Genomic DNA, 22,176 nt, shown 5'->3' with positions numbered 1-22,176 from the left:
AGAAATAAAATGGTTAAAGTATTAGCAGCGTGCGGAAATGGAATGGGTTCATCAATGGTTATCAAGATGAAGGTTGAAAATGCTCTCCGTAAGCTTAATCAAACAGATTTTACAGTCAATTCATGCAGTGTCGGTGAAGCTAAAGGTTTAGCAGTAGGATATGACATCGTAATCGCTTCTCTTCATTTGATTCAAGAATTGGAAGGGCGAACTAATGGGAAGTTAATTGGGCTTGATAACTTGATGGATGATAAAGAAATCACCGAAAAACTCAGTCAAGCACTACAGTAAAAGGTTGGAGGGGGCTGGACAGAAACTGAGAGTTATCGTTTCTGTCCTTCTCCCTCTTAAATAAAGGAGGCAGATATGAATTTAAAACAAGCTTTAATTGACAATGACTCGATCCGACTAGGTTTAGAGGCTAACGATTGGAAAGAAGCAGTCAAGGTAGCAGTAGATCCCTTAATTGAAAGTGGGGCAATTTTGCCAGAGTATTACGATGCTATCATTGAATCGACTGAAGAGTATGGGCCTTACTATATCTTGATGCCAGGTATGGCTATGCCCCACGCTAGACCTGAAGCTGGTGTGCAAAGTGATGCCTTTTCATTGATTACCTTACAAAATCCTGTTGTATTTTCAGATGGGAAAGAGGTATCTGTTTTGTTGGCACTAGCAGCAACAAGCTCAAAAATTCACACAAGTGTAGCCATTCCACAAATTATTGCCCTGTTTGAATTAGAAGATTCTATTGCACGTTTACAGGCTTGCCAGACTAAAGAAGATGTCTTGGCTATGATTGAAGAATCTAAGGATAGCCCTTATCTCGAAGGATTGGATTTGGAAAGTTAGAAAGAGGAATAAAGAAATGACAAAAAGAATACCTAATTTACAAGTTGCATTAGACCATTCAGACTTGCAAGGAGCGATTAAAGCAGCTGTTTCTGTTGGTCAGGAAGTAGATATTATCGAAGCTGGAACTGTTTGCTTGCTTCAAGTTGGAAGTGAACTGGCTGAAGTCTTGCGTAGCCTTTTCCCAGATAAGATTATTGTGGCAGACACAAAATGTGCTGATGCTGGTGGAACAGTTGCTAAAAATAATGCGGTTCGTGGAGCAGACTGGATGACTTGTATCTGTTGTGCAACCATCCCTACTATGGAAGCAGCTCTAAAGGCTATCAAGACTGAACGAGGGGAACGAGGCGAAATCCAGATCGAGCTTTATGGCGATTGGACTTTTGAACAAGCTCAGCTTTGGCTAGATGCAGGTATCTCACAAGCTATCTATCACCAATCTCGTGATGCCCTTCTTGCTGGTGAAACTTGGGGTGAAAAAGACCTTAATAAGGTTAAAAAACTCATTGACATGGGCTTCCGAGTTTCTGTAACCGGTGGTCTAGATGTAGATACTCTCAAACTCTTTGAAGGCGTTGATGTCTTTACCTTTATCGCAGGTCGTGGAATTACGGAGGCTGCGGATCCAGCAGGAGCAGCGCGTGCCTTCAAGGATGAAATCAAACGAATTTGGGGGTAAACCATGGCACGTCCGATTGGAATTTATGAGAAGGCAACCCCGACACACTTTACTTGGCTAGAACGTTTAAATTTTGCCAAGGAGTTAGGCTTTGATTTTGTCGAGATGTCTATTGATGAACGTGACGAGCGTTTAGTAAGACTTGACTGGAGCAAGGAAGAGCGCTTGGAAGTTGTCAAAGCGATTTATGAAACTGGTGTTCGTATTCCTTCTATCTGTTTTTCAGGCCATCGTCGCTACCCATTGGGATCAAAAGATCCAGTTCTAGAGGAAAAATCTCTAGAACTCATGAAAAAATGTATCGAATTAGCTCAAGACTTGGGAGTTCGTACGATTCAATTAGCTGGTTACGATGTTTACTATGAGGAAAAGTCACCCCAGACACGCCAACGTTTTATCAAAAATTTGAGAAAAGCCTGTGACTGGGCTGAAGAAGCTCAGGTGGTACTTGCTATTGAAATTATGGATGATCCTTTCATCAATAGCATCGAAAAATATTTGGCTATAGAAAAAGAGATTGACTCTCCCTTCCTCTTTGTATATCCAGATATTGGTAATGTGTCTGCATGGCATAATGATATCTATAGTGAGTTTTATCTTGGTCATCATGCCATCGCAGCTCTCCATCTCAAGGATACTTATGCAGTGACAGAAAGTTCAAAGGGCCAGTTCCGAGATGTACCTTTCGGGCAAGGTTGTGTCAAATGGGAAGAAGCTTTCGATATTTTAAAGGAAACCAATTATAATGGACCTTTCCTAATCGAAATGTGGTCTGAAAATTGTGAAACAGTAGAAGAAACACGCGCAGCCATTCAAGAGGCGCAAGCTTTTCTCTATCCACTCATTAAGAAAGCAGGTTTGATGTAAGATGAATCAAGTAATCAATGCTATGCGTAAACGAGTCTGTGATGCCAATCAATCATTGCCAAAACATGGACTTGTCAAATTTACCTGGGGGAATGTATCGGAAGTCAATCGCGAACTCGGTGTCATTGTTATCAAACCATCAGGCGTGGATTATGACGAATTGACACCTGAAAACATGGTAGTGACTGATCTAGATGGTAAGATCCTAGAAGGGGATTTAAGACCATCTTCCGACCTCCCAACTCATGTGCAATTATATAAGGCTTGGTCAGAAATTGGTAGTGTGGTTCACACCCATTCGACAGAAGCTGTTGGTTGGGCTCAGGCAGGTCGTGATATTCCTTTCTACGGAACAACCCATGCAGATTATTTCTACGGTTCAATCCCTTGCGCCCGTAGTTTGACCAAGGACGAAGTAGAAGTGGCCTATGAAAAAGATACTGGCCTGGTTATCGTAGAAGAGTTTGAACATCGCGGACTTAACCCGGTTGAAGTACCAGGAATTGTTGTACGCAATCACGGTCCATTCACCTGGGGCAAAAATCCAGAGAATGCTGTTTATCACTCTGTCGTACTAGAGGAAGTATCAAAGATGAATCGCTTTACAGAACAAATCAATCCAAGAGTTGGACCTGCTCCCCAGTACATACTAGAAAAACACTACCAACGTAAACATGGACCAAATGCTTATTATGGTCAAAAGTAAGAACGATGAAGGAGGAGAAAAAGATAAATTTAGCTCCTCTTTTTACATTTGATTTTTATTGAGAGTAAAGTTGGAGTTGAAGTAATTTTGAAAGATTTTTTAGAAATAGCGCTTGATATATATGGTAAAATAAAAAGAATTGCTGTGATATCAATAGATTTGGGGGATTTTTTAATATGGTACTGGATAAGGCAAGTTGTGATTTGCTTCAATATTTGATGGATCAAGAAACGTCCAAAACGATTATGGCGATTTCGAAAGATTTGAAAGAGTCAAGAAGGAAAATTTATTATCACATTGACAAAATCAATGCTGCTCTGGTTGACGAGGCGCTTCACATCATTAGTATTCCACGAATTGGTATTCACTTAACGGAAGAGCAGAGAGATGCTTGTTGTAAACTATTATCGGAAGTAGATTCGTACGATTATATCATGAGTGCGCATGAACGTATGATGATAATGTTACTATGGATAGGTATTTCTAAAGAACGTATTACGATTGAAAAATTGATAGAGTTAACAGAGGTATCTAGGAATACTGTTCTCAATGATTTGAATAGTATTCGTTATCAACTAACTTTGGAACAATATCAGGTGATCTTGCAAGTGAGCAAGTCATAGGGATACCACCTTCATGCCCACCCTCTTAATAAAATTCAGTATCTTCAATCGCTTCTATATCATATTTTTATGGAAGAAAATGCCACTTTTGTATCTATTTTAGAAGATAAGATGAAAGAGAGGTTAGATGATGAGTGTTTGCTTTCTGTTGAAATGAACCAATTTTTTAAGGAACAGGTTCCTTTAGTTGAACAAGATTTAGGGAAGAAAATAAACCATCATGAAATAACTTTTATGTTGCAGGTTCTACCTTATTTGCTGTTAAGCTGTCATAATGTTGAACAGTATCAAGAAAGACATCAGGATATAGAGAAAGAATTTTCTTTGATAAGAAAAAGAATAGAGTATCAGGTGTCTAAGAAGCTAGGAGAACGGTTGTTTCAAAAGTTTGAAATTTCTTTGTCAGGACTTGAAGTTTCTCTTGTAGCTGTTCTCCTCCTCTCCTATCGTAAAGATTTGGATATTCATGCAGAAAGTGATGATTTTCGGCAATTAAAACTTGCTTTAGAAGAATTTATCTGGTATTTTGAATCACAAATCCGAATGGAGATTGAGAACAAGGATGATTTGTTACGAAATTTGATGATCCACTGTAAAGCCTTGTTATTTAGAAAGACTTACGGTATTTTTTCTAAAAATCCTCTAACAAAACAAATTCGATCCAAGTATGGAGAATTATTTTTAGTCACTAGAAAATCTGCGGAAATTTTAGAAGGAGCATGGTTTATTCGGCTAACAGACGATGATATTGCCTATTTGACGATTCATATTGGAGGATTTTTAAAGTATACACCATCGTCTCAAAAAAATATGAAAAAAGTTTATCTTGTTTGTGATGAAGGTGTTGCGGTTTCGAGACTTTTGCTGAAACAATGCAAACTTTATTTTCCAAATGAGCAAATTGACACTGTATTTACAACAGAACAATTTAAGAGTGTGGAAGATATTGCACAAGTTGATGTAGTGATTACTACTAATGATGATTTGGATAGCAGATTTCCGATTTTAAGGGTTAATCCTATCCTTGAAGCAGAAGATATTTTGAGAATGCTAGACTATCTTAAACACAATATATTTGGTAATGAGGGCAAAAGTTTCAGTGAAAATCTTTCTAGTCTTATTTCGTCTTATATTGCAGACAGCAAGTTGGCTAGTAAGTTCCAAGAAGAGGTTCAAACACTTATAAATCAAGAAATAGTAGTTCAAGCTTTTTTGGAAGATATTTGAAGGACAGTCCAATGATGAACACAAACCTGTGTTTTTCTTGGTCTTTTTTAGTGTTTTGAAGGGTGGTATACTAATCTCAAAGATAACAATTATATCCAAAGGAGGCGACATATGCCAAACGTCAAAGAAATTACAAGAGAGTCATGGATTTTAGCCACTTTCCCAGAGTGGGGAACATGGTTGAACGAAGAAATCGAAGAAGAAGTCGTACCTGAAGGCAACTTTGCCATGTGGTGGCTAGGCAACTGTGGTACTTGGATTAAGACACCAGCTGGTGCTAACGTTGTCATGGACCTTTGGTCAAACCGTGGAAAATCAACCAAAAAAGTGAAAGATATGGTTCGTGGGCACCAAATGGCAAATATGGCAGGTGTTCGTAAGTTGCAACCAAACTTGCGTGTTCAGCCAATGGTTATCGATCCATTTGCTATCAACGAACTAGACTATTACTTAGTTTCACACTTCCACAGTGATCATATCGACCCATACACAGCTGCAGCAATTCTCAACAATCCTAAGTTAGAGCATGTTAAGTTTATCGGTCCTTACCACTGTGGACGAATCTGGGAAGGATGGGGGGTTCCAAAAGAACGTATCATCGTTGTGAAGCCAGGTGACACTATCGAATTAAAAGATATGAAGATTCATGCAGTAGAATCATTTGACCGTACTTGCTTGGTAACTCTCCCAGTGAACGGTGCTGATGAGACAGGCGGTGAACTTGCTGGCTTGGCTGTTACAGATGAAGAAATGGCTCAAAAGGCTGTTAACTATATCTTTGAAACACCAGGTGGAACCATCTATCATGGTGCAGATTCTCACTTCTCAAACTATTTTGCAAAACATGGTAAAGACTTTAAAATTGATGTTGCTTTGAATAACTATGGTGAAAATCCGGTAGGTATCCAAGACAAAATGACATCTATCGACCTTCTTCGTATGGCAGAAAATCTGCGTACCAAAGTCATTATCCCAGTTCACTATGATATCTGGTCTAACTTCATGGCTTCTACTAATGAGATTCTAGAACTTTGGAAAATGCGAAAAGATCGCTTGCAATACGATTTCCATCCATTTATCTGGGAAGTTGGCGGTAAGTATACTTATCCTCAAGATCAACACTTAGTAGAATACCATCATCCACGTGGTTTTGACGATTGTTTTGAACAAGACTCTAACATTCAATTTAAAGCTTTGCTATAATATAAAAATATTCTTTGGAGGTTATCCGTATGTTGCATGATACGGATAATTTTCATATAATAGTAGAATAGAATGTGTGATTCAATAATCACCTCAAATAGAAAGGAAATTCTATGTCAAATCTATCTGTTAATGCAATTCGTTTCCTAGGTATTGACGCCATCAACAAAGCCAACTCAGGTCATCCAGGTGTGGTTATGGGAGCGGCTCCGATGGCTTACAGCCTCTTTACAAAACAACTTCATATCAATCCAGCTCAACCAAACTGGATTAACCGCGACCGCTTTATTCTTTCAGCAGGTCATGGTTCAATGCTCCTTTATGCTCTTCTTCACCTTTCTGGTTTTGAAGATGTTAGTATGGATGAAATCAAGAGTTTCCGTCAATGGGGTTCAAAAACACCAGGTCACCCAGAATTTGGTCATACGGCAGGGATTGATGCTACGACAGGTCCTCTAGGGCAAGGGATTTCAACTGCTACTGGTTTTGCCCAAGCAGAACGTTTCTTGGCAGCCAAATATAACCGTGAAGGCTACAATATCTTTGACCACTATACTTACGTTATCTGTGGAGACGGAGACTTGATGGAAGGTGTCTCAAGCGAGGCAGCTTCATACGCAGGTTTGCAAAAACTGGATAAGTTGGTTGTTCTTTATGATTCAAATGATATCAACTTGGATGGTGAGACAAAGGATTCCTTTACAGAAAGTGTTCGTGACCGTTACAATGCCTACGGTTGGCATACTGCCTTGGTTGAAAATGGAACAGACTTGGAAGCCATCCATGCTGCTATCGAAACAGCAAAAGCTTCAGGCAAGCCATCTTTGATTGAAGTGAAGACGGTTATTGGATACGGTTCTCCAAACAAACAAGGAACTAATGCTGTACACGGCGCCCCTCTTGGAGCAGATGAAACTGCATCAACTCGTCAAGCCCTCGGTTGGGACTACGAACCATTTGAAATTCCAGAACAAGTATATGCTGATTTCAAAGAACATGTTGCAGACCGTGGCGCATCAGCTTATCAAGCTTGGACTAAATTAGTTGCAGATTATAAAGAAGCTCATCCAGAACTGGCTGCAGAAGTAGAAGCCATCATCGACGGACGTGATCCAGTCGAAGTGACTCCAGCAGACTTCCCAGCTTTAGAAAATGGTTTTTCTCAAGCAACTCGTAATTCAAGTCAAGACGCCTTGAATGTTGTGGCAGCTAAATTACCAACCTTCCTAGGTGGATCAGCTGACCTAGCTCACTCAAACATGACTTATATCAAGACTGACGGACTTCAAGACGATGCCAATCGCTTGAACCGCAACATTCAGTTTGGTGTTCGTGAATTTGCAATGGGAACGATCTTGAACGGGATGGCTCTTCACGGTGGACTTCGTGTATACGGTGGTACTTTCTTCGTCTTCTCTGACTATGTGAAAGCAGCTGTTCGCTTGTCAGCCTTACAAGGACTTCCTGTGACTTATGTCTTTACCCACGATTCAATCGCAGTTGGGGAAGACGGTCCAACTCATGAACCAGTTGAACACTTAGCCGGTCTTCGTGCTATGCCAAATCTAAATGTTTTCCGTCCAGCAGATGCGCGTGAAACGCAAGCAGCTTGGTACCTTGCAGTGACAAGTGAGAAAACACCAACTGCCCTTGTCTTGACACGCCAGAACTTGATTGTTGAAGATGGAACAGACTTCGACAAGGTTGCAAAAGGTGCCTATGTTGTCTATGAAAATGCAGCAGACTTTGATACGATCTTGATTGCGACAGGTTCAGAGGTTAATCTTGCTGTCTCAGCTGCCAAAGAATTGGCTAGTCAAGGTGCAAAAGTCCGCGTAGTCAGCATGCCATCTACAGATGTCTTTGATAAACAAGATACAGCATACAAGGAAGAAATTCTTCCAAATGCAGTCCGCCGTCGTGTTGCAGTCGAAATGGGTGCAACTCAAAGCTGGTACAAATACGTTGGTCTTGATGGTGCCGTTCTAGGTATTGATACCTTCGGAGCCTCTGCCCCAGCACCAAAAGTATTGGCAGAATATGGCTTTACTGTAGAAAATCTTGTAAAAGTTGTTCAAAACTTGAAATAATCCTAAAAATCAGGGCGCAAGCTCTGGTTTTTCTTACTAGAAAAGCAAGGTACAATCTTGTAAAAGTAACTGAAATTTGATATAGTAGTTCTATGTAAAAGACAAAGGAGAATATAATGGAATCACAATATACATTTTTAATCATTCTTGTGGCTATGGTGGGCTTGATGTTCTTTACGCAACGCTCTCAAAAGAAACAAGCACAAAAGCGTATGGAAAGCTTGAATAAATTACAAAAAGGCTATGAAGTGATTACAATCGGGGGCCTTTATGGAACAGTCGATGAAGTAGATACGGAGAAGGGAACAATTGTTCTTGACGTAGATGGAGTTTACTTGACTTTTGAACTAGCTGCTATCAAGACAGTATTACCGCTGAAAGAAACAGCTTCACTAGAAGGCGCAATTGAAAAATAAGACGGGATCACGAACTCCCGTTTTTCTATAAAAGAAAGGAAGTGGGATGAAAAAATTAGTCTTTGTCTGTCTGGGAAATATTTGCCGTAGCCCTATGGCCGAGTTTGTTATGAAATCAATGACAGATAACTACGAAATCCAAAGTCGAGCAACTTCCTCTTGGGAACATGGCAATCCGATTCATAAGGGGACTCAGGGAATTTTTCAACAGTATGAGATTCCTCATGACAAGAACAAGACATCGCTTCAGATTAGTAAGGAAGATTTTGAAGCCTTTGATTATATTATCGGAATGGACGCTTCAAATATTTCTGACTTACGTCAGATGTGTCCAGCAGACTGTCAAGATAAGATTTGCTCATTTGCATCTGAAAGTGTTCCAGACCCTTGGTATACAGGAGATTTTGAGGAAACCTATCGACGTGTTCAGGAGGGTTGTCAAGCATGGTTAGAACGTTTAGAAAAGGAGAGTGAAGATGGAAAATCTTAAGAATTTTTATGAAAAGTATCGAGTGTATCTGACTCGTCCACGTTTAGAGCTTTTAGCAGTAGTTACCATTGTTTTTTGTGCTGTACTCGTCTTTTTTCTAAATATTCCCGGAAAAGGTGTTCTAAAGCTTGATAATGGAACGATTGTTTACGATGGCAGTCTTGTCCGTGGTAAAATGAATGGGCAAGGTACCATTACCTTCCAAAATGGAGACCAATATACAGGTGGCTTCAACAATGGAGCCTTCAATGGAAAAGGTACTTTTCAATCTAAAGAAGGTTGGACCTACGAAGGTGATTTTGTAAATGGTCAGGCTGAAGGAAAAGGAAAACTAACAACAGAACAAGAAGTTGTTTATGAAGGGACTTTTAAACAAGGGGTTTTTCAACAAAAATAAAGCCTCCTTATCAAAGGAGGTATTGTTAGAAGTTTTAAGTAAGCGCTTACTTGCAAATCCTTTTCTTTCCAAATCCCTCTTCCAAGCAAGTTTGTGAAATAAAAAATATTTGAAATAAATTTCACAAACTTCAAAGATAAAACCTGATAAGAAAAGAAAATGAGAAAAGTTTCACAAGAGTTTAAAAATTCTTTGTGAAATGTTTATGAAACTGTTTACAAAGTTGAAATAATGCGTTATAATAAACTTGTGAAAAAATTAACAAAGGATATCGATCCTTGAAAGCTATGGAGGAAAATATGGCTGATAAAAAAACTGTGACACCAGAGGAAAAGAAACTCGTTGCTGAAAAACACGTAGATGAGTTGGTTCAAAAAGCTCTAGTTGCCCTTGAAGAAATGCGTAAATTGGATCAAGAGCAAGTTGACTACATCGTTGCCAAAGCATCAGTAGCAGCTTTGGATGCCCACGGAGAATTGGCTTTACATGCCTTTGAAGAAACAGGACGTGGTGTATTTGAAGATAAAGCAACTAAGAACTTGTTTGCCTGTGAACACGTAGTAAACAACATGCGCCACACTAAGACAGTTGGCGTTATCGAAGAAGACGATGTAACAGGATTGACTCTTATTGCTGAACCAGTTGGTGTTGTTTGTGGTATTACTCCAACAACCAACCCAACTTCAACAGCTATTTTCAAATCATTGATTGCTTTGAAAACACGTAATCCAATCGTCTTTGCCTTCCACCCATCAGCTCAAGAGTCATCAGCTCACGCAGCTCAAATCGTTCGTGATGCAGCTATCGCAGCTGGTGCTCCTGAAAACTGTGTGCAATGGATTACTCAACCATCTATGGAAGCAACAAGTGCCCTTATGAACCACGAAGGTGTTGCGACAATCCTTGCAACAGGTGGTAATGCCATGGTTAAGGCGGCTTACTCATGTGGTAAACCAGCTCTTGGGGTAGGTGCCGGAAACGTTCCAGCTTATGTTGAAAAATCAGCAAACATTCGTCAAGCAGCACACGATATCGTCATGTCTAAATCATTTGATAATGGTATGGTCTGTGCATCTGAACAAGCGGTTATCATTGATAAAGAAATTTACGATGAATTTGTAGCAGAGTTCAAATCTTACCACACTTACTTTGTAAACAAAAAAGAAAAAGCTCTTCTTGAAGAATTCTGTTTCGGCGTGAAAGCAAACAGCAAAAACTGTGCTGGTGCAAAATTGAACGCTGACATCGTTGGTAAACCAGCAACTTGGATTGCAGAACAAGCAGGATTTACAGTTCCAGAAGGAACAAACATTCTTGCTGCAGAATGTAAAGAAGTTGGTGAAAACGAGCCATTGACTCGTGAAAAATTGTCACCAGTTATCGCAGTTTTGAAATCTGAAAGCCGTGAAGATGGTATTACTAAGGCTCGTCAAATGGTTGAATTTAACGGTCTTGGTCACTCGGCAGCCATCCATACAGCTGACGAAGAATTGACTAAAGAATTTGGTAAAGCTGTTAAAGCTATTCGTGTTATCTGTAACTCACCTTCTACTTTCGGTGGTATCGGGGACGTTTACAATGCCTTCTTGCCATCATTGACACTTGGATGTGGTTCTTACGGACGCAACTCAGTTGGGGATAACGTTAGTGCCATTAACCTCTTGAATATCAAAAAAGTCGGAAGACGGAGAAATAATATGCAGTGGTTTAAAGTTCCTTCAAAAATTTACTTCGAACGCAATTCTATCCAATACCTTCAAACATGTGAAGATATTGAACGCGTTCTGATTGTTACAGACAAATCTATCGAAAAACTCGGTTTCGTTCAACGTGTTATCGATCAATTGAACGCACGTAGCAACCGTGTAACTATCCAAGTCTTCTCAGATGTTGAACCAGATCCAGACATCACAACTGTAGAACGTGGTGCTGAGGTGATGAAAGCATTTGAACCAGACACAATCATTGCTCTTGGTGGTGGTTCACCAATGGATGCAGCCAAAGTAATGTGGCTCTTCTACGAACAACCAGAAATCGACTTCCGTGACTTGGTTCAAAAATTCATGGATATCCGTAAACGCGCCTTCCGCTTCCCATCACTTGGTAAGAAAGCGAAGTACATCGGTATCCCAACAACTTCAGGTACTGGTTCAGAAGTAACACCATTTGCCGTTATCTCTGATAAGAAAAACAACCGCAAATACCCATTGGCTGACTACTCATTGACACCGACTATTGCCATTGTTGACCCTGCTTTGGTTGAATCAGTTCCAGACTTTATCGCTGCTGATACAGGTATGGATGTCTTGACACACGCGACTGAAGCCTACACTTCAAACTTTGCTAACGACTATACAGACGGTATTGCGCTTCAAACAATCAAACTTGTCTTTGAATGGTTGGAAAAATCTGTTAAGACAGCTGACCCAGAAGCTCGTGAGAAAATGCACAATGCGTCTACAATGGCTGGTATGGCCTTCGCTAATGCCTTCCTTGGAATGAGCCACTCAATGGCCCATAAGATTGGTGGTGTTCATCACACTGTTCACGGACGTACAAATGCTATCTTGCTTCCGTACGTTATCCGTTACAACGGAACTCGTCCAGCTAAGACTACTACATGGCCTAAATACAACTACTGGAAAGCTGATGAGAAATTCCAAGACATCGCGAAAATGCTTGGCTTGCCTCACTCAACTCCAGAAGAAGCAGTTGAGGCATACGCTAAAGCTGTTTACGAACTTGGTGTTGCAGTAGGTATCAAGATGAACTTCCAGGATCAAGGAATTGATGAAAAAGCTTGGAAAGACAGCTTGCATGAAATTGCTTTGCTTGCTTATGAAGACCAATGTTCTCCTGCTAACCCACGCTTGCCAATGGTAGCTGACATGGAAGAAATTATGGCAGATGCATATTATGGCTACAAAGAAAGACCAGGACGCCGTAAATAATTGTTTATCAGTTTAGAGGCAGGAGTTATCCTGTCTCTTTTTTGTCGTTTTCACCAAACTATGATAGAATATAAAAAATTATATTTTTAAAATATAGGAGAAAACCGAAGGAATGAACAGTTTTGGTGAAAAAGTAAGAGGCTTAAGAGAAGAAAAAGGACTTAGTCGTCCAGTTTTTTGCGGGGATGAGTCTGAATTATCAGTGCGTCAGTTGGTGCGGATTGAAAAAGGAGAATTTCGACCGACTATAAAAACACTAGAATATATTGCAGATAGATTAGAAATTCCATCCTACGTCTTGATGCCAGATTATAAGGAACTGCCTAAACGCTACCAAGAATTAAAGTACTTTCTTTTACATCACCCTGACTATGGAGACAAGGAGTTGCAAGAACAAAAGGAAGAATATTTTGATGAGATTTTTGAGTGTTTTTATGATGACCTGCCCCGTGATGAGAAGATGATAGTGGACTGTCTTTAGGCAATAGATGCAGTGAGAGCGACTAGTAATTCTTTATACGGAAGTGGTGTGATTGAGGACAGTCTTCAAGACTTACTATCCAGAGATGTATATAAGGCTGAGGAATTGTTGAAATTGAGACTGTATTTTCTTTGTCAGTTAATGGATGGTTTAAACGAGGGTGAGATAAAAAAGTCTGAGCATGAAACTATTCTTTATTTTCATGACAAATTAAGTTCTCAGGTTGATAAGATAGAGTTCGATTGTTTGGACTTACTTAGAGACTCCTTGTTAGCTTCTTTAACTTGTATAGAGATTATGGGGTTGCTTCCTTATTTTAAGAGGGCAGTCGAGACCTTAAATAAAATAGGGCAAAAAACACGAGATTTTCAAAAACAACCGATTGTCTTGATGGTGGAGTGGAAATATTATATTCAGACGGATTATGATACAGCCAAACAAAAGTATGAAGAAGCAAAAATGATGGCAAGGATGTTTGGTAATGAGAAGTTAATCGTTAGTTTAGATAATGAATGGAGTAAGGATAATAAAAGAGTCTGAGGAAAAACTTGACAGGAGAAAATGAAGTAAATGCTCTCACAATAAAAGGCATAATATCAGTCATACAAAAACTTTGATATTATGCTTTTTATTATGGAAAGACGTTCTAAATGTTAGCTTTGAATTGAATTTTTGTCCAGCCTAACTTATATTATATTTTTGAGAAATGTGATATTTTTGAATACTAGTTTAGACAGCTTTTTGCTCTAATTTTACTAGTTTAAATAAAATAGTGACATTTCTGTCATTGAGGGAATGCCGCTTTTTTGTTACAATGAATTTTATACTCAATGAAAANNTTTTCGAAGAGTATTACTTGATATACATCCAGAAGCAAACGAGGCAATAGAGAGAAAATTCTAAGTAGTAGGCCTATAGGGTCAATCAACTTGAAGGATTTTCTATAAGTGTGATGTATGACGATAACAGTTTTAAACAAGGGGGAAAGAATGTCCATTTTATCCATTAAAAATATTTCAAAGTTTTACACTTTGGACGGTAAACATCAAGAGCAGGCTCTAAGAAATGTTAACCTGCAGATTGCAAAAGGTAAAATTACAGCGATTTACGGTCCATCAGGCTGTGGCAAAACCAGTCTACTCAATATCATCAGCGGTTTAGATAGACAATATGAAGGAGATTTAGAGTTTAAAGGGGAATCCCTCCGTGACTTATCAGAGATTGAACTAACTCAATTTCGTAAAGATAAGATTGGATTTGTGTTTCAAAACTTTAACCTCATTCCTCATCAGTCTGTTTTGGACAATGTCAAGCTACCTCTCTATGTCAAAGATTTATCTGACAGGGAGATGACAATGGTTGCAAAGGAGCAATTAAGTAACTTGGGCATGGAGCCTTTTGTAGCTAAAAATGTTAAACAACTTTCTGGTGGGCAAAAGCAACGTGTAGCAATCGCGCGTGCACTGGTAAATCAGCCTGATATGATTGTAGCAGATGAGCCAACGGGTTCGCTGGATTCTCAATCCCAAGAAATGGTATTGGAAGTATTTAAAAATTTAGCCCAAACAGGGAAAACAGTATTGATCGTAACCCATAATCCAGAGGTTGCCGAGTATGCAGATGTGATTATCAAAATGAAGGATGGTGAAGTTGTTGAAGAAGTCAAAAAATAAAGGATTATCATTGAAAAACAAATTCAAACTTTCTTTAAATAACTTTATGGAAAGAAAGTGGCGTAACCTATTGATTGCGCTAGCAACCTCAATCGGTTTTGTAGGAGTCTTAATTTCTTTCGGCTTGGGAAATGCATTGATTTCGATGATTGATGAAAATACGAATGGAGGTCAAATCCCTTCTCAAGTTCAGATTGCTTTAAACACAAAAAATGTTGGACGAGGCTTTTTGAACCAAGATGATAAGAACTATATCACGGATACAGTTGGCAAAGAAGCTATTAAATATTTGGAGAGTCCTTTTGGGATGATCATGTCAAATATTACTATAGATGGTCAAGAAATGGATCTGAGTCAAACGATGCCTTCTTATGCTCAAGTAGTGAGTCTATATGAGGATACAAGTATTTCTGTTAGTAGTAATGAGGCGGACAAAGTATTAGCCGGTTCCCTCTATACGGATTCAAATGAACAGGGATTGACGATTCCAAGCAGTTTACTAAAAAATTGGAATGAACAGACAGGAAAAAATCTGACAGCTAGTGATATTATTGGCAAATCAGTCTCAGCCAGCATTGTAGAAAATGATGCTGAAGCTAGCAAGACTGCTCAATTTCAAACAAAGATTGTACGTGTAATCAATGATGAAGATGACTTGGAGGACAGCAACAGTTTCATGCCGTCTCATCAAATGGAAACGATTTTGAAAGAGGCTGGATTTACAAAAGCTGTATCTTATTTTATCTTGGAACTCAAAGATCCATCACAAACAAAAGCGATAACAGAAGAATTGCAGAAAAACAAGAAGTATACTGTTCTTTCTCAACAGAAGGTTCTTGATATTGTGATTACTTTTATTCGTGTCATTCAGGGATTGTTGATTGTACTTTCATCACAAGCTATCGTGGTAGCAGCGGTCATGATTGGTATCATTATTTACATCAATATCATGCAACGTTCTAAGGAAATAGGTGTCATGAAGGCAGTTGGTTATCAAAATCGTGATGTCAAAGGAATTTTTATTTACGAGGCTATCTGGATTGTAGGGATCGCCTTGCTGCTGGCATTTTTGGTTGCACAAGGGGTGGGAAGTTTGGCGAATGCGGTTGTAAATCACTTTTACCCATCCATCACGAAGGTTTTTGAATTAAATCTTTTATCTGTTTTAGGAACTCTAGCTTTCGCTCTATTACTTGGTTATGTCTCAGCCTACTTCCCAGCGCGTAAAATTAGTAAAATGGATCCTGTAGAATCGCTACGATATGAATAGTAAGGAAGTTCTTGATTTATAGCCTTAAAAAGAAACAAACATAGAAAAACAATGCCCATACTTGCAATTCAACTCAAATAGTTATATAATAGGTTTGTTGAAAGGTGATTTGTAGTGATTCAAGTTACTCTTTTCACAATAAAAATTTCATGATTTTCATAAGGAGGAAATCACTAATGGTAGTTAAAGTTGGTATTAACGGTTTCGGACGTATCGGTCGTCTTGCTTTCCGTCGTATCCAAAACGTAGAAGGTGTTGAAGTTACACGCATCAACGACCTTACAGATCCAGTTATGCTTGCACACTTGTTGAAATACGACACAACTCAAGGTCGTTTCGACGGTACTGTTGAAGTTAAAGAAGGTGGATTCGAAGTTAACGGTAAATTCGTTAAAGTTTCTGCTGAACGTGATCCAGAACAAATCGACTGGGCTACTGACGGTGTAGAAATCGTTCTTGAAGCTACTGGTTTCTTTGCTAAGAAAGAAGCAGCTGAAAAACACCTTAAAGGTGGAGCTAAAAAAGTTGTTATCACTGCTCCTGGTGGAAACGACGTTAAAACAGTTGTATTCAACACTAACCACGACGTTCTTGACGGTACTGAAACAGTTATCTCAGGTGCTTCATGTACTACAAACTGCTTGGCTCCAATGGCTAAAGCTCTTCAAGACAACTTTGGTGTTGTTGAAGGATTGATGACTACTATCCACGCTTACACTGGTGACCAAATGATCCTTGACGGACCACACCGTGGTGGTGACCTTCGCCGTGCTCGCGCTGGTGCTGCAAACATCGTTCCTAACTCAACTGGTGCTGCTAAAGCTATCGGTCTTGTAATTCCAGAATTGAACGGTAAACTTGACGGATCTGCACAACGCGTTCCAACTCCAACTGGATCAGTTACTGAATTGGTAGCTGTTCTTGAAAAGAACGTTACTGTTGATGAAGTGAATGCAGCTATGAAAGCAGCTTCAAACGAATCATACGGCTACACAGAAGATCCAATCGTATCTTCAGATATCATAGGTATGTCTTACGGTTCATTGTTTGACGCAACTCAAACTAAAGTCCTTGACGTTGACGGTAAACAATTGGTTAAAGTTGTATCATGGTACGACAACGAAATGTCATACACTGCACAACTTGTTCGTACTCTTGAATACTTCGCAAAAATTGCTAAATAATTCATGAGTCGATAAAAAGCAAGGCCTCTTGGTCTTGCTTTTCTTATATGGAAAAATGGATGACACAATCATCCATTCTTTTTTAATTCTGTTTCAAAAGTATCTGATGGGACAGTGAAGCTTAATTTCTCTAGAGTAAGCGGATGGGTAAAGGACAGTCGGAAGGCGTGGAGCATAAGCCGACTCGTCTTTGAATTGCTGTTATAGAGAGGGTCGCCCAAAATAGGGAAGTTATGATGCGAAAGGTGCACACGAATCTGATGGGTTCGCCCTGTCTTTAGTTTACAACGGACAAGGGTCGTTTTGTTTGGGAATTGCTTTAATCTGCTTACATGCGTTTCAGCATATTGCCCATTTTTTGTATCAACTATTCGTTTTCTGCGGTCATGGCGATCACGCCCAATTTTGTCTTTGAAAACAAGTTCTTTGCTGTTGATATTTCCGTCAACAAGCGCCCAATATTCCCTAGAAATCTCTTTTTTCTCCAATAAGCGGTTGAGAATGGGCAGGATAAAAGGATTTTTGGCAAAGAGAACCAAGCCACTGGTTTCCATGTCCAGACGATGAACGACATAGCAGGTTTGGCCAACATAGGCACTGACATGGTTGAGAAGGGCGATTTCGTTTGGCTGATTACCATGCGTTTTCATCCCCTCTGGTTTGTTTACAATAATCAAGTGTTGATCTTGATAAACTTCCTGCACTAAGTCTGGGTTGCCCCAAGGGATTTCTTTTTCGGGATAATCTTCCTCGTCAAAAGTCAACTGGCAAACATCTCCAGGACTTACCATCTCGTTCCAATGAACTTCTCGCTGATTAATCAAAATGTGTTTCTTGATTCTTAAAAAATGACGGATTTTTCTAGGGATGAGGAGTTGCTCCTCCAGTAATTGCTTTACCGTCATTTGAGGTAGAGAGTCTGGTAATGTAAATGTGAATTGCATACAGATATTGTAACAAAAAAAGCCCTATTTGGATAGGAAATAGCTAAATTCTTGTCTTCCTATGATGAAGATGATAAAATAAACGCATGAAATTAGATAAATTATTTGAGAAATTTCTTTCTCTTTTTAAAAAAGAAACAAGTGAACTAGAGGATTCTGGGTCTACTAGCTTGCGACGTTCTCGCAGTGATCGAAAAAAATTAGCCCAAGTGGGTCCAATTCGAAAATTCTGGCGTCGCTATCATCTAACAAAGATTGTCCTTATACTAGGTTTGAGTGCAGGCTTGCTAGTTGGAACCTATTTGTTTGCTGTAGCCAAGTCAACCAATGTCAATGATTTGCAAAATGCCTTGAAAACTCGGACTATTATTTTTGACCGTGAAGAAAAAGAGGCTGGTGCCTTGTCTGGTCAAAAAGGAACCTACGTTGAACTGATTGACATCAGTAAAAATTTACAGAATGCCGTTATTGCGACAGAAGACCGTTCTTTCTATAAAAATGACGGAATTAACTATGGCCGTTTCTTCTTGGCGATTGTCACTGCTGGTCGTTCAGGTGGTGGTTCTACTATTACCCAACAGTTGGCTAAAAATGCCTATCTGTCTCAGGATCAAACTGTTGAGAGAAAAGCGAAAGAATTTTTCCTTGCCTTAGAATTAACAAAAAAATATAGTAAGGATCAGATCTTAACCATGTACCTTAACAACGCCTATTTTGGAAATGGTGTGTGGGGTGTAGAAGATGCGAGTAAGAAATACTTTGGAGTTTCTGCGTCAGAAGTGAGTTTGGATCAAGCTGCGACTCTGGCAGGGATGCTCAAGGGGCCGGAACTGTATAATCCTTTGAATTCCGTAGAAAATTCAACCAATCGTCGCGACACTGTCTTGCAAAATATGGTTGCAGCAGGATATATTGATAAAAACCAAGAAACCGAAGCTGCAGAAGTTGATATGACTTCGCAATTGCACGATAGGTATGAAGGAAAAATTTCAGATTACCGTTACCCCTCTTATTTTGATGCTGTGGTCAATGAAGCTGTTTCCAAGTATAATTTAACAGAGGAAGAGATTGTCAATAATGGCTACCGCATTCACACAGAGCTGGACCAAAACTACCAAGCAAATATGCAGGTTGTCTATGAAAATACATCGCTATTTCCGAGAGCAGAGGATGGAACATTTGCACAATCAGGAAGTGTAGCTCTTGAACCGAAAACAGGGGGAGTTCGTGGAGTTGTCGGTCAAGTTGCTGACAATGATAAAACTGGATTCCGGAATTTCAACTATGCAACTCAATCAAAACGTAGCCCTGGTTCTACAATTAAGCCTTTAGTTGTTTATACGCCAGCAGTTGAAGCAGGTTGGGCTTTGAACAAGCTCTTGGATAACCATACCATGCAGTATAACAGCTATAAGGTTGATAACTATGCAGGAATCAAAACGAGTCGAGAAGTTCCTATGTATCAAGCCTTGGCAGAATCGCTTAATCTACCTGCTGTTGCTACTGTTAATGATTTGGGTGTTGATAAGGCTTTTGAGGCAGGCGAAAAATTTGGACTCAACATGGAAAAGGTAGACCGTGTTCTTGGTGTCGCCTTGGGAAGTGGTGTCGAAACCAATCCTCTTCAAATGGCTCAAGCATATGCTGCCTTTGCTAATGAAGGTTTAATGCCGGAAGCTCATTTTATTAGTAGAATTGAAAATGCTAGTGGTCAGGTCATTGCGAGCCATAAACATTCACAAAAACGGGTGCTTGATAAAGCTGTAGCTGACAAGATGACTAGTATGATGTTGGGGACATTCACCAACGGAACCGGTATTAGTTCATCGCCTGCAGACTATGTCATGGCAGGGAAAACTGGTACAACTGAAGCAGTTTTCAATCCGGAGTACACAAGTGACCAGTGGGTAATTGGTTATACTCCGGATGTGGTGATTAGTCATTGGCTTGGTTTTCCAACCACTGATGAAAATCACTATCTAGCGGGTTCTACATCAAATGGTGCTGCTCATGTCTTTAGAAATATTGCAAATACCATTTTACATTATACACCAGGAAGTACCTTTACAGTTGAAAATGCATATAAGAAAAACGGAATTGCACCAGCTAACACAAAAAAACAAGTACAAACCAATGATAATAGCCAGACAGATGATAATTTGTCTGATATTCGAGGACGTGCGCAAAGTCTAGTAGATGAGGCTAGTCGGGCTATCTCGGATGCGAAGATTAAGGAAAAGGCTCAAACAATATGGGATTCGGTAGTCAATCTATTTCGCTAAGATGCTTGTCAAAGCCTAGCTTTCTTGTTATAATAGATAAGATGGAGGCGTTATGGCACTAAAAAAAGCAAGCCTAGCTTGTGCGGTTTGTGGTTCGAGAAACTATTCAATCAAGATTAGTGGAACCCCCAAGCCTACACGACTAGAAGTAAATAAATTTTGTAAGCATTGTGGCAAGTACACTACACACAGAGAAACGAGATAGGAGAGAGCGATGCGTTTTATTGGAGATATTTTTAGACTTCTTAAAGACACAACATGGCCAACTCGCAAGGAAAGCTGGAGAGATTTTCGTTCTATCATGGAATACACAGCTTTCTTTGTAGTAATTATTTACATTTTTGACCAGTTGATTGTTTCAGGTTTGATTCGATTTATTAACATTTTTTAGAAGAGTAGTGAAAGTACACTAAAAATCTTCTATTTATGAAAGGAAATATCATGGATAGTTTTGATAAAGGGTGGTTTGTTTTACAAACTTATTCTGGTTATGAAAATAAGGTAAAAGAAAATTTATTACAACGTGCACAAACCTACAATATGTTGGATAATATTTTACGCGTTGAAATTCCAACGCAAACAGTGCAAGTTGAAAAAAATGGAAAGAGAAAAGAAGTAGAAGAAAATCGCTTTCCAGGTTATGTTCTTGTAGAAATGGTCATGACAGATGAAGCTTGGTTTGTTGTTCGAAACACACCAAATGTTACAGGATTCGTCGGATCTCACGGAAATAGATCAAAACCAACTCCATTATTGGAACAAGAAATTCGTGATATCTTGGTTTCTATGGGACAAACTGTACAAGAGTTTGATATCGATGTTGAAGTTGGTCAAACTGTACGTATTATTGATGGTGCTTTTGCAGACTACACTGGTAAGATTACAGAAATTGATAATAACAAAGTGAAGATGATTATCTCTATGTTTGGTAATGACACAGTTGCAGAAGTAAACCTAAACCAAATCGCAGAATTATAACCCAAAGAGAGGCAAGACCTCTCTTTTTTGTGCAGTTGAGGAGCTAAAGGGTGCAGAATGGATGAAATGTACCAAAAGTGTTTCTAATCTGTTAGACTGTATCTAGAAAGGGGAAAATTATGATTAAAGAATTGTATGAAGAAGTCCAAGGGACTGTGTATAAGTGTAGAAATGAATATTACCTTCATTTATGGGAATTGTCGGATTGGGACCAAGAGGGAATGATATGTCTATATGAATTGATTAGTAGAGAAGAAGGACTAGTAGAAGATATCTCTCGTTTAAGGAAATATTTTAAGACTAAGTTTCGGAATCGAATTCTAGACTATATCCGTAAACAAGAAAGCTACAAACGAAGATATAATAAAGAACCATATGAAGAAGTGGGTGAAATCAGTCATCGTATAAGTGATGGAGGACTCTGGCTAGACGATTATTATCTCTTTCATGAAACACTAAGAAATTATCGAAATAAACAAACTAAAGAGCAACAAGAAGAATTAGAACGCATCTTAAGAGATGAACGCTTCCGAGGGCGTCAAAGAGTGTTAAGAGATTTACGTATTGTGTTTAAAGAGTTTGACATCCGTAGCCATTAGGAAGTCATGCAAAAAAGTAAAAAAAATTTTAAAAAGGTGTTGACAAGTCTGAAAAAGATTGTATAATAGTAAGAGTTGAAAATAACAACTCTGGTCCGTTGGTCAAGGGGTTAAGACACCGCCTTTTCACGGCGGTAACACGGGTTCGAATCCCGTACGGACTATGGTATGTTGCGGTAGGAACACTTGATGAAAAAAAGATTAAAAAAGTTTCAAAAAAAGTGTTGACAAGCGAAAGTGATTGTGATATACTAATATAGT

20 protein-coding genes, 1 tRNA gene and 2 pseudogenes are annotated in these 22,176 nt (G+C 39.1%); 22 read left to right on the top strand and 1 reads right to left on the bottom strand.

The window, feature by feature from the left end; genetic code table 11:
- Nucleotides 1–9: 9 nt before the first annotated feature.
- From HT709_RS10465 to gap, 16 genes and pseudogenes are all read left to right on the top strand, one after another.
- The gene (locus tag HT709_RS10465; protein WP_000241469.1) at nucleotides 10–291 is read left to right on the top strand and encodes a PTS sugar transporter subunit IIB; all 282 of its coding nucleotides are present in this window, start codon (nucleotides 10–12) and stop codon (nucleotides 289–291) included.
- Nucleotides 292–366: 75 nt separating this feature from the next.
- On the top strand, nucleotides 367–852 hold the full coding sequence (locus HT709_RS10460; RefSeq protein WP_001049928.1) for a PTS sugar transporter subunit IIA: 486 nt from the start codon (nucleotides 367–369) through the stop codon (nucleotides 850–852).
- A gap of 16 nt (nucleotides 853–868) precedes the next feature.
- Nucleotides 869–1,534, top strand: coding sequence for a 3-keto-L-gulonate-6-phosphate decarboxylase UlaD (locus HT709_RS10455; protein ID WP_000166727.1), 666 nt, complete (start codon nucleotides 869–871; stop codon nucleotides 1,532–1,534).
- Between the two features lie 3 nt (nucleotides 1,535–1,537).
- Entirely contained in the window at nucleotides 1,538–2,401 is an 864-nt protein-coding gene (locus HT709_RS10450; RefSeq protein ID WP_023939873.1) for an L-ribulose-5-phosphate 3-epimerase, read from the top strand.
- A 1-nt stretch (nucleotide 2,402) separates the two neighbouring features.
- Nucleotides 2,403–3,107 (top strand): L-ribulose-5-phosphate 4-epimerase, encoded by a 705-nt coding sequence (locus HT709_RS10445; protein WP_001077556.1) that lies wholly within the window; start codon nucleotides 2,403–2,405, stop codon nucleotides 3,105–3,107.
- A 176-nt stretch (nucleotides 3,108–3,283) separates the two neighbouring features.
- Nucleotides 3,284–4,957: pseudogene (locus HT709_RS10440) on the top strand (transcription antiterminator).
- 111 nt (nucleotides 4,958–5,068) lie between these two features.
- Nucleotides 5,069–6,160, top strand: a complete 1,092-nt coding sequence (gene ulaG, locus HT709_RS10435) for an L-ascorbate 6-phosphate lactonase (protein ID WP_001134220.1) — start codon at nucleotides 5,069–5,071, stop codon at nucleotides 6,158–6,160.
- 113 nt (nucleotides 6,161–6,273) lie between these two features.
- Nucleotides 6,274–8,250 (top strand): transketolase, encoded by a 1,977-nt coding sequence (gene tkt, locus HT709_RS10430; RefSeq protein ID WP_101514720.1) that lies wholly within the window; start codon nucleotides 6,274–6,276, stop codon nucleotides 8,248–8,250.
- Nucleotides 8,251–8,366: 116 nt separating this feature from the next.
- Complete coding sequence (yajC, locus tag HT709_RS10425; protein WP_023937006.1) at nucleotides 8,367–8,666, top strand: preprotein translocase subunit YajC; 300 nt, start codon at nucleotides 8,367–8,369, stop codon at nucleotides 8,664–8,666.
- Nucleotides 8,667–8,712: 46 nt separating this feature from the next.
- Nucleotides 8,713–9,156: a low molecular weight protein-tyrosine-phosphatase gene (locus HT709_RS10420; protein WP_172925749.1), complete on the top strand. Its 444-nt coding sequence runs from the start codon at nucleotides 8,713–8,715 to the stop codon at nucleotides 9,154–9,156.
- A complete protein-coding gene (locus HT709_RS10415; RefSeq protein WP_020902388.1) occupies nucleotides 9,143–9,553 on the top strand; it encodes an MORN repeat-containing protein in 411 nt (136 codons plus the stop codon). The genes HT709_RS10420 and HT709_RS10415 overlap by 14 nt, the downstream gene beginning before the upstream one ends.
- A gap of 299 nt (nucleotides 9,554–9,852) precedes the next feature.
- Nucleotides 9,853–12,504: a bifunctional acetaldehyde-CoA/alcohol dehydrogenase gene (gene adhE, locus HT709_RS10410; RefSeq protein ID WP_172922079.1), complete on the top strand. Its 2,652-nt coding sequence runs from the start codon at nucleotides 9,853–9,855 to the stop codon at nucleotides 12,502–12,504.
- A 112-nt stretch (nucleotides 12,505–12,616) separates the two neighbouring features.
- Nucleotides 12,617–13,525, top strand: a pseudogene (locus tag HT709_RS10405) (XRE family transcriptional regulator).
- Between the two features lie 449 nt (nucleotides 13,526–13,974).
- Entirely contained in the window at nucleotides 13,975–14,658 is a 684-nt protein-coding gene (locus tag HT709_RS10400) for an ABC transporter ATP-binding protein (RefSeq protein WP_138704846.1), read from the top strand.
- Nucleotides 14,627–15,928, top strand: coding sequence for an ABC transporter permease (locus tag HT709_RS10395; RefSeq protein WP_172925748.1), 1,302 nt, complete (start codon nucleotides 14,627–14,629; stop codon nucleotides 15,926–15,928). The genes HT709_RS10400 and HT709_RS10395 overlap by 32 nt, the downstream gene beginning before the upstream one ends.
- Before the next feature lie 176 nt (nucleotides 15,929–16,104).
- Complete coding sequence (gene gap / locus HT709_RS10390; protein ID WP_000260684.1) at nucleotides 16,105–17,112, top strand: type I glyceraldehyde-3-phosphate dehydrogenase; 1,008 nt, start codon at nucleotides 16,105–16,107, stop codon at nucleotides 17,110–17,112.
- Nucleotides 17,113–17,180: 68 nt separating this feature from the next.
- On the opposite strand, the gene HT709_RS10385 is transcribed toward gap, so the two are convergent.
- On the bottom strand, nucleotides 17,181–18,056 hold the full coding sequence (locus tag HT709_RS10385) for an RluA family pseudouridine synthase (protein WP_078374341.1): 876 nt from the start codon (nucleotides 18,054–18,056) through the stop codon (nucleotides 17,181–17,183).
- Between the two features lie 86 nt (nucleotides 18,057–18,142).
- On the opposite strand from HT709_RS10385, the gene pbp2a reads away from it, so the two are divergent.
- From pbp2a to HT709_RS10355, 6 genes are all read left to right on the top strand, one after another.
- Nucleotides 18,143–20,338 carry a penicillin-binding protein PBP2A gene (gene pbp2a / locus HT709_RS10380; protein ID WP_172925747.1) on the top strand — a complete coding sequence of 732 codons (2,196 nt, stop codon included), beginning with the start codon at nucleotides 18,143–18,145 and terminating at the stop codon, nucleotides 20,336–20,338.
- 52 nt (nucleotides 20,339–20,390) lie between these two features.
- A complete protein-coding gene (rpmG, locus tag HT709_RS10375) occupies nucleotides 20,391–20,543 on the top strand; it encodes a 50S ribosomal protein L33 (protein ID WP_014017356.1) in 153 nt (50 codons plus the stop codon).
- Nucleotides 20,544–20,552: 9 nt separating this feature from the next.
- The gene (gene secE / locus HT709_RS10370; RefSeq protein WP_001210991.1) at nucleotides 20,553–20,729 is read left to right on the top strand and encodes a preprotein translocase subunit SecE; all 177 of its coding nucleotides are present in this window, start codon (nucleotides 20,553–20,555) and stop codon (nucleotides 20,727–20,729) included.
- 50 nt (nucleotides 20,730–20,779) lie between these two features.
- Complete coding sequence (gene nusG / locus HT709_RS10365; protein WP_000376740.1) at nucleotides 20,780–21,316, top strand: transcription termination/antitermination protein NusG; 537 nt, start codon at nucleotides 20,780–20,782, stop codon at nucleotides 21,314–21,316.
- Between the two features lie 119 nt (nucleotides 21,317–21,435).
- The gene (locus tag HT709_RS10360; protein WP_172925746.1) at nucleotides 21,436–21,915 is read left to right on the top strand and encodes a sigma-70 family RNA polymerase sigma factor; all 480 of its coding nucleotides are present in this window, start codon (nucleotides 21,436–21,438) and stop codon (nucleotides 21,913–21,915) included.
- A 92-nt stretch (nucleotides 21,916–22,007) separates the two neighbouring features.
- Nucleotides 22,008–22,079, top strand: a tRNA-Glu gene (locus HT709_RS10355).
- The last annotated feature ends 97 nt before the right edge of the window (nucleotides 22,080–22,176 follow it).

This window comes from Streptococcus sp. 1343, assembly GCF_013277355.1.
GTDB lineage: Bacteria > Bacillota > Bacilli > Lactobacillales > Streptococcaceae > Streptococcus > Streptococcus pseudopneumoniae.
The sequence above is the reverse complement of the archived record's forward strand: the minus strand, read 5'-3'. Positions and strand labels throughout refer to the sequence as shown.

Coding starts and splice junctions, on each gene's coding strand:
- HT709_RS10385 (WP_078374341.1), bottom strand. CDS start 18,056: ATGCAATTCACATTTACATTACCAGACTCTCTACCTCAAATGACGGTA.
- HT709_RS10400 (WP_138704846.1), top strand. CDS start 13,975: ATGTCCATTTTATCCATTAAAAATATTTCAAAGTTTTACACTTTGGAC.
- yajC (WP_023937006.1), top strand. CDS start 8,367: ATGGAATCACAATATACATTTTTAATCATTCTTGTGGCTATGGTGGGC.
- HT709_RS10450 (WP_023939873.1), top strand. CDS start 1,538: ATGGCACGTCCGATTGGAATTTATGAGAAGGCAACCCCGACACACTTT.
- nusG (WP_000376740.1), top strand. CDS start 20,780: ATGGATAGTTTTGATAAAGGGTGGTTTGTTTTACAAACTTATTCTGGT.
- HT709_RS10415 (WP_020902388.1), top strand. CDS start 9,143: ATGGAAAATCTTAAGAATTTTTATGAAAAGTATCGAGTGTATCTGACT.
- rpmG (WP_014017356.1), top strand. CDS start 20,391: ATGGCACTAAAAAAAGCAAGCCTAGCTTGTGCGGTTTGTGGTTCGAGA.
- HT709_RS10360 (WP_172925746.1), top strand. CDS start 21,436: ATGATTAAAGAATTGTATGAAGAAGTCCAAGGGACTGTGTATAAGTGT.
- ulaG (WP_001134220.1), top strand. CDS start 5,069: ATGCCAAACGTCAAAGAAATTACAAGAGAGTCATGGATTTTAGCCACT.
- HT709_RS10420 (WP_172925749.1), top strand. CDS start 8,713: ATGAAAAAATTAGTCTTTGTCTGTCTGGGAAATATTTGCCGTAGCCCT.
- tkt (WP_101514720.1), top strand. CDS start 6,274: ATGTCAAATCTATCTGTTAATGCAATTCGTTTCCTAGGTATTGACGCC.
- adhE (WP_172922079.1), top strand. CDS start 9,853: ATGGCTGATAAAAAAACTGTGACACCAGAGGAAAAGAAACTCGTTGCT.
- HT709_RS10395 (WP_172925748.1), top strand. CDS start 14,627: ATGGTGAAGTTGTTGAAGAAGTCAAAAAATAAAGGATTATCATTGAAA.
- gap (WP_000260684.1), top strand. CDS start 16,105: ATGGTAGTTAAAGTTGGTATTAACGGTTTCGGACGTATCGGTCGTCTT.
- pbp2a (WP_172925747.1), top strand. CDS start 18,143: ATGAAATTAGATAAATTATTTGAGAAATTTCTTTCTCTTTTTAAAAAA.
- secE (WP_001210991.1), top strand. CDS start 20,553: ATGCGTTTTATTGGAGATATTTTTAGACTTCTTAAAGACACAACATGG.
- HT709_RS10445 (WP_001077556.1), top strand. CDS start 2,403: ATGAATCAAGTAATCAATGCTATGCGTAAACGAGTCTGTGATGCCAAT.
- HT709_RS10465 (WP_000241469.1), top strand. CDS start 10: ATGGTTAAAGTATTAGCAGCGTGCGGAAATGGAATGGGTTCATCAATG.
- HT709_RS10460 (WP_001049928.1), top strand. CDS start 367: ATGAATTTAAAACAAGCTTTAATTGACAATGACTCGATCCGACTAGGT.
- HT709_RS10455 (WP_000166727.1), top strand. CDS start 869: ATGACAAAAAGAATACCTAATTTACAAGTTGCATTAGACCATTCAGAC.